The sequence below is a fragment of the Pediococcus ethanolidurans genome, assembly GCF_001437405.1.
GTDB lineage: Bacteria > Bacillota > Bacilli > Lactobacillales > Lactobacillaceae > Pediococcus > Pediococcus ethanolidurans.
Genome location: NZ_JQBY01000008.1, coordinates 69,498 through 82,762, shown reverse-complemented (window position 1 = coordinate 82,762; position 13,265 = coordinate 69,498). Strand labels below are relative to the sequence as shown.

The 13,265-nt window shown below is 38.0% G+C and carries 13 protein-coding genes; 3 read left to right on the top strand and 10 right to left on the bottom strand.

The features are described 5' to 3' along the window. Positions 1 to 877 precede the first annotated feature (877 nt). Together IV87_RS04795 and IV87_RS04790 are read right to left on the bottom strand one after the other, a co-directional pair. Positions 878 to 1,846: a GMP reductase gene (locus IV87_RS04795; protein ID WP_057805998.1), complete on the bottom strand. Its 969-nt coding sequence runs from the start codon at positions 1,844 to 1,846 to the stop codon at positions 878 to 880. A 29-nt stretch (positions 1,847 to 1,875) separates the two neighbouring features. Next, on the bottom strand, positions 1,876 to 3,168 hold the full coding sequence (locus IV87_RS04790) for an adenylosuccinate synthase (protein WP_057805996.1): 1,293 nt from the start codon (positions 3,166 to 3,168) through the stop codon (positions 1,876 to 1,878). A gap of 244 nt (positions 3,169 to 3,412) precedes the next feature. Between IV87_RS04790 and purB the strand changes: the two genes are divergently transcribed. After that, entirely contained in the window at positions 3,413 to 4,708 is a 1,296-nt protein-coding gene (gene purB / locus IV87_RS04785; RefSeq protein WP_057805994.1) for an adenylosuccinate lyase, read from the top strand. Here purB and IV87_RS04780 read toward each other — a convergent pair. The 3 genes from IV87_RS04780 to IV87_RS04770 form a co-directional block, all read right to left on the bottom strand. Next, entirely contained in the window at positions 4,705 to 5,928 is a 1,224-nt protein-coding gene (locus IV87_RS04780; RefSeq protein WP_057805992.1) for an MFS transporter, read from the bottom strand. The genes purB and IV87_RS04780 overlap by 4 nt on opposite strands. Before the next feature lie 147 nt (positions 5,929 to 6,075). Further along, complete coding sequence (locus IV87_RS04775; protein ID WP_057805990.1) at positions 6,076 to 6,435, bottom strand: type II toxin-antitoxin system HicB family antitoxin; 360 nt, start codon at positions 6,433 to 6,435, stop codon at positions 6,076 to 6,078. Positions 6,436 to 6,526: 91 nt separating this feature from the next. Then, positions 6,527 to 6,988 carry an ASCH domain-containing protein gene (locus tag IV87_RS04770; RefSeq protein WP_057805988.1) on the bottom strand — a complete coding sequence of 154 codons (462 nt, stop codon included), beginning with the start codon at positions 6,986 to 6,988 and terminating at the stop codon, positions 6,527 to 6,529. A 370-nt stretch (positions 6,989 to 7,358) separates the two neighbouring features. Here IV87_RS04770 and IV87_RS04765 point away from each other — a divergent pair, with 370 nt between their 5' ends. Then, entirely contained in the window at positions 7,359 to 7,616 is a 258-nt protein-coding gene (locus tag IV87_RS04765) for a hypothetical protein (protein ID WP_057805986.1), read from the top strand. A 755-nt stretch (positions 7,617 to 8,371) separates the two neighbouring features. Here IV87_RS04765 and IV87_RS04760 read toward each other — a convergent pair. The 3 genes from IV87_RS04760 to IV87_RS04750 form a co-directional block, all read right to left on the bottom strand. Then, positions 8,372 to 9,148 carry a tyrosine-protein phosphatase gene (locus IV87_RS04760; protein WP_057805982.1) on the bottom strand — a complete coding sequence of 259 codons (777 nt, stop codon included), beginning with the start codon at positions 9,146 to 9,148 and terminating at the stop codon, positions 8,372 to 8,374. A gap of 15 nt (positions 9,149 to 9,163) precedes the next feature. Further along, positions 9,164 to 9,934 carry a tyrosine-protein phosphatase gene (locus tag IV87_RS04755; protein ID WP_057805981.1) on the bottom strand — a complete coding sequence of 257 codons (771 nt, stop codon included), beginning with the start codon at positions 9,932 to 9,934 and terminating at the stop codon, positions 9,164 to 9,166. Between the two features lie 301 nt (positions 9,935 to 10,235). Continuing rightward, positions 10,236 to 10,718 carry a TspO/MBR family protein gene (locus IV87_RS04750; RefSeq protein WP_057805980.1) on the bottom strand — a complete coding sequence of 161 codons (483 nt, stop codon included), beginning with the start codon at positions 10,716 to 10,718 and terminating at the stop codon, positions 10,236 to 10,238. 218 nt (positions 10,719 to 10,936) lie between these two features. Here IV87_RS04750 and IV87_RS04745 point away from each other — a divergent pair, with 218 nt between their 5' ends. Further along, positions 10,937 to 11,347: a Spx/MgsR family RNA polymerase-binding regulatory protein gene (locus tag IV87_RS04745; RefSeq protein WP_057805979.1), complete on the top strand. Its 411-nt coding sequence runs from the start codon at positions 10,937 to 10,939 to the stop codon at positions 11,345 to 11,347. A gap of 99 nt (positions 11,348 to 11,446) precedes the next feature. Here IV87_RS04745 and IV87_RS04740 read toward each other — a convergent pair whose 3' ends face one another. After that, positions 11,447 to 12,391: an alpha/beta hydrolase gene (locus tag IV87_RS04740; RefSeq protein ID WP_057805978.1), complete on the bottom strand. Its 945-nt coding sequence runs from the start codon at positions 12,389 to 12,391 to the stop codon at positions 11,447 to 11,449. A gap of 30 nt (positions 12,392 to 12,421) precedes the next feature. Continuing rightward, positions 12,422 to 13,213 (bottom strand): tyrosine-protein phosphatase, encoded by a 792-nt coding sequence (locus tag IV87_RS04735; RefSeq protein WP_057805977.1) that lies wholly within the window; start codon positions 13,211 to 13,213, stop codon positions 12,422 to 12,424. Positions 13,214 to 13,265: the final 52 nt, after the last annotated feature.

Genomic DNA, 13,265 nt, shown 5'->3' with positions numbered 1-13,265 from the left:
GATTAAAGCAGTTTTAGTTTACCTTATATTTTTATACTAAAGGCTGAAAGTGTAAAAATGCATCTTATTGCCTGATATAAAAGCGTTTATGACAACAAAATTAGATTAAAATGTCGTCTTCCAGCAAATTTGGGCTGGAACGTAGTGCGAGTTCTTGCGGCGGTTTTGGCCACAAGAATCGACATCGTACGGAGTATCAAAATTTTCGGAACGAAAATCATTCTTCTATACGTAGTAGTGGGCACGACTTAGAGCCGAAATGCACGTCTCTAAGCTCGACCTTTATCTAAGCGAAACCCGCTAAGATAAACGACACTACTGAGCCCATTTGCTTCCAGACTAAGTGAGTCGGGGGAAAGAAGTCAAACCATTTTTTGGAGGCTAAATCGTTTAACAGCAGTTATTGAAGTGATTTTGATACTTTCAACCTTTTAGTTATATAGCCGAAACATGCTCTGAGCGGCAGCTTTCTCCGATTGCCAGTTCTTGCGGTGTGGGGTGCCGCCACAAGAATGGACAACGTATGGAACATTAAAGATTATTAGTGGTTTTTGCTAATAATCATCCTTTACGTGGAATAGTGCCAGTTCTTGCGGTGGAGGTTGCCGCCACAAGAATGGACAACGTATGGAACATTAAAGATTATTAGTGATTTTTTGCTAATAATCAACCTTTGCGTGGAATAGTAGCTACGGTAACTAAACGATTCCAAAGCCGAATCATTCAGTTACCTAGGCTAGAGTTTTCTATCTTTATAGCCGAAACGTGCTCTGAGCAGCAGCTTCCTCCGCTTAGCTACGGTAACTAAACGATTCCAAACCCGAATCATTCAGTTACCTAGGCTAATGCTCAAAAGCTATTCGCCTTTTGAAACACTCTAATTAAATTCATTCACCCCATGCAAAATTACATAATCCACCTTGCGAATCGCATCCAATGAGCGACCTCCCGCATATGAAATTGAGGACTGCAAATCCTGATGAATTTCTTCCAACGTATCCTTAATATGACCTCGATAGGGCACCAACATTTGACGTCCCTCGACATTCTTATGCTGACCCTTTTGCGTTTCCGAAGCCGATCCGTAATATTGCTTATAATTTTTACCGTCAATCGTAATCAGATTACCAGGTGATTCCTGATGACCGGCCATCAATGAACCAATCATAACCATAGAAGCCCCAAAACGTACTGATTTTGCAATATCGCCGTTTGTTCGAATTCCACCATCCGCAATAATTGGCTTACTTGCTGCCTTTGCACACCAACGAATTGCCGCCAACTGCCAGCCACCCGTTCCAAAGCCAGTCTTCAATTTTGTGATACAAGCTTTTCCTGGTCCAATTCCTACCTTAGTAGCGTCTGCCCCAGCATTTTCCAATTCACGCACTGCTTCAGGTGTACCCACATTACCGGCAATCACAAATGCATCAGGAAGCATTTTTTTAATGTGTTGAATCATTCGGATAACACTATTGGCATGGCCATGCGCAATGTCAATTGTAATAAATTCTGGAGTGATTTTCTGGTCGGCCAGTTGTGAAATGAACTCAAATTCTTCTGGTTTAACTCCCACACTGATTGAAGCAATTAGCTTTTTAGTGTGCATCATTTTGATGAAATCTAAACGCGTTTCTGGTTCAAATCTGTGCATAACATAAAAGTACCCATTTTTGGCTAACCAAACGGATAAATCTTCGTTAATAACGGTAGCCATATTGGCAGGAACGACTGGAATTTTGAAAGTATACTTTCCTAACTTTGTGGTGGTATCAGCCTCAGATCGACTATCAATAATACATTTGTTAGGGATAAGTTGAACGTCTTCATAATCAAAAACTCTCATGTTTATCACTCCTATTCAAGTTCGAAAAATTATTTAGTATTCCAAATATCAGTTAAAACGTTAGTTTGTTCGCGATCTGGACCCACTGAGAAAGTTGAAAGTGGAATACCTACTAGTTCAGAAACACGATCAAGATAATGACGAGCGTTTTCTGGTAGTTCGGCTAGTGTTTTGCAATTAGTAATGTCTTCTGTCCAGCCAGGAAGTTCCTCATAAACAGGTTGGCACTTTTCAATTTGTTTCTCAGAAGCAGGATAGTGATAGATCGTTTTTCCATCTAATTTATAGGCGGTACAGATTTTAACAGTTGCTAGACCAGTTAAAACATCTAAACAATTGAGACAAAGACTTGTTAATCCACTAACGCGAGTGGCGTGGCGTAAAACGACGGTATCTAACCAACCAATTCGACGGGGACGACCAGTAACTGTGCCATATTCATGGCCAGCTTCACGAATAAAATCGCCTGTTTCGTTTAATTGTTCTGTTGGGAAAGGACCATCACCTACACGAGAGGTATAAGCTTTGCATGCGCCGACAACTTGGTTAATACGCCAAGGTCCAACCCCAGATCCTACCGCAGCACCACCGGCAGTTGGATTGGAAGAGGTGACATAAGGATAAGTACCATGATCGTAGTCCAACATAACACCCTGAGAGCCTTCAAACAAAACATGTTCATTTTTATCAAGTGCTTCATTAATCAAGACAGAGGTGTCAGTCACGCGGTCCTTAATTTCTTGCCCATATTGATAGAAAGATTCAAAAATATCTTCAAATTTTAAAGGTTCAGTTTCATATAGTTTGGTGAACAATAAATTCTTATTTTTAAGATTGGTTCTAAGTTTCTCTTCAAAGGTATCGCGTTCTAGAAGATCGCAAATGCGAATTCCAATTCGTTCGGCCTTGTCCATGTATGCTGGACCAATACCTTTATGGGTAGTGCCAATTTTGCCAGCCGCCTTAGATTGTTCTTGTAATTCATCTAAACGGATGTGATAGGGCAAAATTACTTGTGCACGGTCAGAAATACGTAAGTTATCAGTTGGAATCCCATTGCTTTCCAAATAATGTAATTCGTTGTGTAGAGATTCAGGATTAACCACAACCCCATTACCAATCACACTCAAACCATTACGGTTAAAGATTCCTGATGGAATAAGTTGTAATGCGAATTTTTTACCATTAAATACGATGGAATGTCCGGCATTGTCACCACCAGAGAACCGGACAGTTAAAGCTGCCTTAGTTCCCAAGAAATCTGTGATTTTACCTTTACCTTCATCGCCCCATTGGCTACCTACAACTACGATTGATGACATTTAATGACCCCCGAATAATATGATTTAAACAACCAAATAAGTGTAACAAGGTTTTAAACTAAATGCAAGCAAAAACCGAATTATAAAAAATAAATAGTTTATAAAGTACGGATTAAAACGGTATAAAAACAATTTAAAACCGTTAAATAGGTGTATCTGTGTGGAATAACCGATATATGTATGCTATAGTATTACACGGATATTTGAAACACTTAAATTAAACTTGAAATTGTGAGGGACACGAATGTTAGATAGATATACTCGTAAAGAAATGGCTAATGTCTGGAGTTTGCACAATCAGTACGCATCCTGGTTAAAGGTTGAAGTTGCAGCAGTTAAAGCATGGGGAAAACTAGGTAAAATTCCTGCAACGGATGTGACTAAAATTGAAAAAAATGCACAATTCAATGAAAATCGAATTGCTGAAATAGAAGCAGTGACTCACCATGATGTGATTGCTTTTACACGTGATGTATCAGAATCATTAGGTGAAGAAAAAAAGTGGGTACACTATGGGCTGACAAGTACTGATGTGGTCGATACAGCTCAAGGTTGTCGTTTAAAAGAAGCAAATGTGATTATTCGCAAAGATCTTGAAGTATTTAAGGAAACTTTAGCCACACAAGCCAAAAAATATAAGTATACCGTAATGATGGGTCGAACTCATGGTGTTCATGCAGAACCGATGACATTTGGCTTGAAGTTAGCCCGTTGGTATTCCGAAATTAACCGTGATATTGAACGCTTTGAACATGCTGCTAAGGGTGTGGAAGCTGGAAAAATTAGTGGTGCGGTTGGTACCTTTGCCAATGTCCCGCCAGAAGTTGAAGGTTTTGTTTGCGCAGAGCTGGGATTGAATGCTCAAGAAATTTCCACTCAAATTTTACCCCGTGATTTGCATGCAGAATATATTGCCACACTTGCTTTAATTGCGACAAGTATTGAAGAGTTTGCAACTGAAATTCGCGGGTTACAAAAATCAGAAGTACGTGAAGTTGAAGAACATTTTGCTCCTGGACAGAAGGGTTCTTCTGCAATGCCGCATAAACGTAATCCAATCGGTTCTGAGAACGTTTCCGGTCTGGCGAGAGTAATCAGAGGTCACGTACAAACGGCCTACGAGGACGTTAATTTATGGCATGAGCGTGACATTTCACATTCATCGGCAGAACGAATTATTTTACCTGATACCACAATTCTGGTGGATTATATTTTACACCGAATGACAAATATCATTGGTAATCTTACGGTTTTTCCGGAACATATGAAGGCCAATATGCATCGTAGTTTTGGCCTGATTTACAGTCAACGTGTTTTATTAAAACTAATTGATGCTGGTTTATCTCGTGAGGAGGCTTACGATCAAATTCAACCGCTAACTGCTAAAGCTTGGGATGAAGAGATTCAATTTAAGCCATTAGTGGAAGCCGATCCAGTAATTAAGAGTCATCTTTCTCCAAAAGAAATAGATGATGCCTTTGATTATAGGTATCATCTAAAAAATGTGGATTATATTTTTAATCGCGTTGGATTAGACTAGCGTAACTCTTTAAGTTTGTCTGTCAATTGAGGGAGACGTTTGTAAAAAATAACGGCTACCCCGATTAAAAAAAGACCAGTGACAATGAGGATGTAGCGAATGGCTATGACGTCTGCCAAGGGGCCATAAACTAACATGGCGATTGGATAAATTCCCGTTGACACGATTTGAAGAATAGAAAAGACGCGTCCCATTTTGGCTGGTGAAACATTTTCTTGAATTAAAATGTTTGAGGTTGCTTGAATAATAGGCATGCAAATTCCTGAGAAAAACATAAAAAGCAAGTAGACCCAAAACGGTTCGGGAAGTCCCATCACAGCAAAACTAATCCCTGAACCGGCAAAACCAATGGCAATCAAACGAATTTTATAAGGTAGATGCTTATGAATGGTGATGTAGAAACTACCAAGTAGTGCACCCATTGTCCATAATAATTCGTTTAAAGTAAGTCGCCAAACGGCTGATCCAAATGTGCGTTTGACGTAGAGAGTGGATAGCTGTGAAGACGGTGCGACTAACATAAACGCAATCAAAGTAAAAAGCATGAAGTTACGTAAGTATTGATGAGAAAAGGTGTATTGGAGACCTTCCCAAATGCCAGTTAGACCGGCAACTTGATTTTGCTGCTCTTGTTTAAACTGTTTAACATGAATACACAGCATCAAAATGATACCGGTGGTTGCTGTAACCAAATCAACGACAAAAACAAATATAATTCCGAGTCTTCCTAGGATAACGCCACTTAAAATTGGTGAGATTAGCAAAAGAATCGAGCTAACAAACTGATTTAGGCCATTAATCCGGGAAAGCTCTTTTTTTGGCGTAATTTCTGGTAATAATGCATTTCCTGCCGGTGTTTGAACACCTGAACCTAACGAACGAACTGCTGCGATTAGTAGTAATAACCATAAATCTCGTGAAATAAAAAAATAAATTAGAGCTGTTAAGATGGTTAAAAATGTGACTAATCCGCTGGAAGCGACAATCAATTTTTTTCGACTGTATTGATCCGACCAAATTCCTGCCCACAGAGAAATTAAAATTTGGGGAAGGGTGGTGGCCATTGTGGCTAACATAATCCAGGTTCCAGATGAGGTTTGAAGGGCAATATACCAGAGAATAGCAAAATAGACGGCTGATGAGCCGAAGAGAAAAAGGTTTTGTGCAGCTAGAAAAAAGCCAACGTTTAATTTCCAGCTTCTAGGTGTGGTTGTTGTCATGGAAAACGTCTCCTTTAAAGCTAGTTTACCACGACTGGTTTGTTGATATAGACAAAAAGAAAAGAAACGAAGAAAATGTCATTCTCCGTTTCTATGTGGGTACTCAATTTAATTTGGTTTATTATTTGAACACTTGTCAATGACTTATTAATCAGCTGTTTTGAACTTTTGGTCAAGAGCTTCTGTGAGCACTTGTGACACATTAATCCCCGTTTGTTTGGCCCAGTCATTTAAATATTGTGGGATAGTTACATTGCGACGAATTCGTTTGGTGTTTTTTCCCGCATACTCAGTGATGGGTAACATAATGATATGTTCGCCTTCAACTAAATGAGTGTTATTCATATTAGAAGGTTCAGGAAGTTTTCCCTGGGCAATAATTAACTTTTCGGCCTTTTCGGTAGCCTCAACTAAAGTCTTTCCCTCAATTAACATACCGGGAAAATCAGGAATTAATAATTCGACGATTCCGTTTTGGACAGAGTAAATAGCTGGGTAAATTTTCATACACATTCTCCTAACTTTTTACAGTTTAGTTTTCTATAATGTGTATTATACATGCATTGAATTGATAAGTAAATTCATATGATTATTATAATTAATCCTTGTAAACGAGTTTGATGACTTCACAAACAATGGGATCGTTGGTCGAAAAGGTACGGTCATACTTTTTCATTTGTTTGGTAAATTTAGTCTGGCTGCGTTCTTGCCAATCGGAAAGCGTGCGATCGCCCTCAGCCTCGTTATAAGCGTGTTCGGCGGAAACGCGGAAAAAGGGAACTAATTCGGAAACAACGGTTTCGATGATGCCGACGGGATGCATGTCGGCATTTAAGAGTACGTAATAATCACCAACTTGAGGAATTTGTTCCCCCTCAGAAGAGTAGTATCCCAAAGGTTTAGAGGTGGAAATTTTGTCACCGGCAAGAATTTTGTTGGTGAGGTCTTGGACTTCGGCAGAGTTGGATTGTTCACCAAACCAGCGAGTTTGAAAGGTTTTGTTGGTGAGATGATGGGATTCGGAAAAGTCGGTCCAGATTTTTTCGGAGCTAGTAGCCATAATGATCAGTCCTATCTATATTATTTGTTGACTGTAGTGTAGCACGAGGAAAGAAAAAAGTGAACGGAACAAGTCGTTAAGCCAAGTAAATATAAGCTGGGTGGAGGCGGGATCGCATCCCGCTGGGAACCCAGCTTATATTTACTTGGCTGACTTGTGAAGTTGTCCTCGGACTCGGCGGAAATGATGTAATGAATGCTGGGTGGAGGCGGGATCGTATCCCGCATGGAACCCAGCTTATATTTACTTGGCTGACTTGTGAAGTTGTCCTCAGACTCGGTAAAAATGATAAAGGTTCCGGAGATGCAATTGCTATTCAGCCCCCAAGTAAGGTAGTATAGAAACAATATTAAACATAGGATGTGGGAACATGCGCACAAAGTATTGGACAGATTTTGGTCTTGGCATTGTGGTAATCATTGCTTGTATTGTAGGATGGTTTACCGGATATTTTCAGAGAAGCAATGGCTATTCAGAAATCGAAAAAATGTTGATTCTTATTTTAGCTTTTAGTGTTTTATTTGGACTGCGAATGGACATGAAGGGTGCAAATCGCTGGGAAGCTGTCTCAGCAGCATTCTTGGGTGTGGCATTCTTGCTAGCAGTAGTTTTACTCGTGTTTGTGTAGATAAAAAGAGCATTTGGAATTTAACCCTTCCAAATGCTCTTTTTGATAATTAAGCCTAAAGGTTGAAAGTATCAAAATTACTTCAATAACTGATGTTAAACGACGTAGCCTATAAAAATAGTCTAACTGCCGTCCTGCGGCTCACTCGGTCTGGAACGGGGTGGGCGCACGATTTGAAGCCAAGAAGTACACTTGTCTTCAAACTCGGCCTTATTCTAAGTAATAAATTACTAAGAATAATTTCACCCCTGAGACCAATCGCCTCCGGACTAAAAATGTTTGATGTTAAATAATACTCAGTAACATTGATATAACACCTTTTATATCGATGTGTTGATTACAAAGATTAGGCTTAATCTGGAAGCAAATGGGCTCAGTAGTGACATTTATCTTAGCGGGTTTCGCTTAGATAAAGGCCGAGCTTAGAGACGTGTACTTCGGCTCTAAGTCGTGTCCACTACTACGTAAAGAAGAATGATTTTCGTTCCGAAAATCTTGATACTTCGTACGATGTCGATTCTTGTGGCCAAGACCGCCGCAAGAACTCGCACTACGTTCCAGCCCAAATTTGCTGGAAGACGGCATTTTAATCTAATTTTGTCATCATGAACACTTTTGTGTCAGGCAATTAGATACATTTTTGTGCTTTCAACCTTTAGTAATTAGTCCATTTTGTTGAGTTAAACTGTTTAATATCAGAAGTTTGACTTACTTTTATATTTTTAAGTTGTAGTTAGTTAAAATAACGAATTGGGTTATTCGGTATACAGGCGTTTTAGTTCCGCAATGTCGTCGTTTGAAAGCACCATTGCCTGGTTAAGATAGTTTATCATATCGCCATATTCGGAAGTGATCGCCTTGGCTGCTAAGCGCAAACTATGAAGATCGACATTACGTGCTTGATTCATACGATTAATAGCCGTGTTATTGGTTGCTTCAGTTTTAATCGTTGTGGTTCCAAAAAGAACTTTGTTTGAGAGCAGATAATCTTCTTCGATCGTTTTTTGATCAACGCCAAGAGCACTTAGAATTAGAAAAGCAGCAATTCCGGTGCGATCTTTACCAGCAGCACAATGAAAAAGAACGGCCTTGTTTGGCTGCTCATTTTTAAGCAGTGTTTGAAATAATTTTCGAAACGCTCCCTGGGCATGGCTATCTAGAACCATTAGTTCATAAGGATCGCTAAGTGCACTTGGCTTTTTAACAGCATCTTTATGAAAAAGTCGTTTGAAAAACTGGCTAAAACTTGTTGATGGTCGATTACTAAAGGGATAAACGGATGCTGGAATTTGTTGTACATCAGTCATTCTTGGATCTGGATTGCGGATGATCTCGTAATCTGAACGCAAGTCCACAACATAACGTAACCCATAATCAAGAAGATAATTTTGATCTTTTTTTGTTAGTACGGAAAGATATCCAGATCGTAAAATTTTTTGCCATTTAATGGTTTTGCCGTCTTTTGTAGGATAGCCACCTAATTCACGAAAATTTAAACCAGATTGAATAGGTAAAATACGTTGTTTTTCCATAATGAGCCTTCTTTGTTATTCCAGGTAAATTTTTCTTAAATCGGTTAAATCATGCTCGGATAAGTCCATTGCTTGAACAAAATACTTTCCGTAGCTACCATAGTTATCCATAATAGCCTGATTTGCGACATTTAGCGTGTCTCCCTGGACTTGAAAAGCGGCATTCATCTGGTTAACAAAACTTTCTGCCTTATCGTTTTGCAGACGTTTTCGTAAAGTATCTTGGTCAAAAGTACTATAAACAATATTTGTCAGAATGTAATCCTGTTTGATTGTTTCATAATCCACACCAAGTGCAGTGAGAATTAAAAATCCCGCCACACCTGTACGATCTTTACCGGCGGCACAGTGAAAGAGTAATGATTGATTTGGTTGATCATTTTTAAGCATGTCTTGAAAAAGCGTTCGGAAGGCAAGCTGACTTTGTGAATTTAAAATCATGAGTGCATAGGGATGTGAGTAATCAATATTACTTGTAGCATCGGGAAGTTGAGGAAGATCAGAATGATCATTTTTGGCAATTGGATAAACAGGATATGAACGATAAATGGTTTTTTCCGGCAGCCGATCTTTTAACCAACTAGCCTCAGAAGGAGAGCGCAAGTCGATATCATAGTGAACACCATAATCAGATAATTTTTGAATATCTTTATCGGTCAGACGACTGAGGTCTCCTGATCGCAATAATTTTTGCCATTTAATGGTTCGACCGTCCTGAGTTTGATAGCCACCCAATTCACGGAAATTAACACTACCTTCAATATTTAATAAACGTTCTCTTTTCACAATTGTCCCTCCAAACTGACTCTTAACACATTATACCAAAGATAGGTTGTTTCGTTTAAAATTCAATTTTTATCAAAAAAAAGACCCGATCATCGCTGATCGGTCTCTTTATATAGGGGAGTAGGTTGTTATCATGAAAAACAATGAAATATAGTAACTTTGGAGGAGTATGCTATTTTCATATAGATAAAGTTGTTTAGCTCTTATCTATGCTTATTATATTACCCTCTATTTATGAATATTTTGTGATGAAAATTATAAAGGTTTATTAACTATAGTAAAAATACCTTATTTCAGTACTTTAGTTTAGAACAGCTACGCCAATCGTTAGGTAAGTTGCAAAAAGGATCCAAATAAAATAGGGCATTAATAGCAACGAAGCCATGCGGTTAACTCGATAAAACTGTAATAGGCACGCAAGAACGACCAAATTCAATAGAATGACAATTAAAACTCCGATCCAGTAATAATTACCGCCGAAAAAGATAATACTCCATACAAAGTTTAACCCTAATTGAATTGTAAACAGAATATAGCTGGTTGCTTTTTCTTTTTTAAACGCAATTGATTGAAAAATTAAATAGCCTGAAATTGCGATTAATAAATAAAGAAGTGGCCATACAATTCCAAAAAGATAATCTGGTGGTGCTAAAGGTGGTAATGAAAGCGAATTGTAAATTTCTTTGATATTTCCAGCGAATAGAGATGAAAGACTGCCAAGAACTTCAACACCCACAATAAAGAACAATAGTACTTTCCAATTCAATGTTTTTTTGGTTTCCATTTTGGTATCCTCCTTTACTTGGGGACTTAGGGTTAACTAAAGTTTAACAACGCTTTTACTCGTTATAAAACAGAATGCTCATGGTAATGATAAGTTAAATAATTATGGATTTTTAATAATAATTAAATTTATTATAAAAAAGCATAGACAAAACTAATTGTTTAGTCTATAATTCTAATTATGGTAATTATAAGTTAAAGAAAAAAGGAGCGTTTCGCATGGAAAAAATAACAGTTTTATGGGGTCCAAGTTGTGGCTCAGCACGAAGAGCATGTCAATGGTTAGATGAACATAATTTAGACTACGATAAAGTTAATGTTGTTTCTCAGGCAATCTCAATGGAAACTTTGAAAAAAGTTCTGTCCCTGACTGAGTATGGTGCTGAAGAAATTATTTCCAAACGATCTAAAACTTATAAAAAATTTGGTCAAAAACACATTGATTCACTCACGATTACTGAACTACACAAATTGTTAGTGAACTATCCAAGTTTAATAAAGAAACCAATTATCTTCACACACAATAAATTACAAGTCGGTTTTAATGCAGATGAAATTCGAAGCTTTATTCCTCGAGAAACAAGAAGAGTAACTTTTGCACAAATGTTAGAAGTTTTGCATAATGCTTAAAAATGATAGCGCTTTTAATGCGAATATATAAAAGACATGATTTACCGTGGAATCTGTGAGTTCCTAGTAATCATATCTTTTTTTGAGCTATTTAATTTGTTAACTTAAATATTTATTGATAAATTGTTGAACCTTCGCTTGATAAGCTTTTGGATCCATCCAAAAACTTTCTGCGTGAGAAGCATTTGGAACAATCCAAATATCTTTGGGTTCTGGACAAGCTTCGAAACATTCGTCTACCATGTAAGTTGGCACGTAAACATCCTTTTCACCATGAATAAACAGGAATGGTCGGGTATTTTTACGCAATTGTTTAACCGAAGAAACGTCATCAATTGAAAAACCCATTCGATGATGGTTAATTGCGTCGATAATTGGAACAAAGATGGTAGGAGATAAGTGAAACTGTTGTTTAAGTAAGTAAGCCAACTCAGATCGTAAGTCTGAATAACCACAATCGGAAATCATCAATTTAACTTGCGGTGGTAAGTTTTCACCGCTAGTCATCTGAATAGTGGCCCCACCCATACTGACACCAAACATAATAATCTTAGAATCTTCGCCAACATTATTAATCACAGAATGGGTCCATTCAACAAAATCTAGCCGATCAATCCAGCCAAAGTTAATATAATCACCTGAACTGTTACCATGGGCACGATCATCTGGCAATAAAACATTGTAACCCATGTCATAAAACATCTTGGCATAATTAGACATGGTTTCTCCATTGCCTTTATAGCCATGTGCAATGACGACCGTTGTTTTTGCTTGTTCATTTGCCGCATGAATAAAGGTAGCTTCAACACGATTTTCTAAGTCGGAAGGATGAAGTGTCCATTGTTCAGAAGACACACTATGAAACCAGTTGACGTAATTATAATAATCATCAGCATATTTTTGTTTGTCTGCCGAGGTTTCAGGAACGTAATCTACACGACGAAACGCGTAGTCATATAATTTGGCACTTGCGGCAGTAAGACCAGAAATTCCCAGTGCCACTGGGGCCACAATTCCAAGCCCGATGAGGTTCTTTTTTTTCATTAAATAGCCTTCTTTACTTATTCAATACTATTATTCTAGGTAAATTCGTTGTAAATCGTGAATATCAGTTGCTGAAAGATTCAAATATTCGTGAAGATAGTTGGACATGTCTCCAGAAGTTTTTTGAATTTGTTCCATCGCTGTATTGTAAAAAGAAATCTGAACACTTTGTAAGTCCCGCATACTTTGAATAAAAGCAGATGGAGCGTTTTTGAGTTTTAAGGTTTTAACTAAGTCTTCTAACACTGGTTTTGTCACTTTGTTTGTGAGTAAATAATCTGCCTTAATGGTATCTTCATTAACACCGAGGGCACTTAAGAAGAAAATGGCTCCCATGCCAGTTCGATCCTTACCAGCCGTACAATGGAAAAGCAAGGTATCTTGCTCAACGTCATTTTCAAGTAAGACATCGAAGAACTGCCGATAAGCCTTCTGAGAATGTGGATTGGTAATGATATCTTGATAAACGTGGTGCATTTGCTGACGACCAGTTGTTGGATCACTTTCCATTTTTCGTTGCAGGTAATCAGTTTGTTTTGAGTTTTGAGTTTCATCAGTTGAAAATACTGGCATAAACAAATATTTAGTTTGTTGAGGAATACGATCTGGTGCTTGAGCTTTTTCTTCAGGCGAACGAAAATCAACGTCATATTTTAAACCGTAATTGTTTAAATATGAGACGTCTTGATCAGTTAAATTACCAAGTTTGCCAGAACGAATAATCTTATGCCACTTAATTGTATGACCATCGATTGTTTGATAACCACCAAGTTCGCGAAAATTGCCACCTTTTTGTAACTGAAGTACCCGTGATCTCACCATGATAAATCCTCCCAAATTTCGATTTTATGAAATTCCCTACATGCAAAATGAT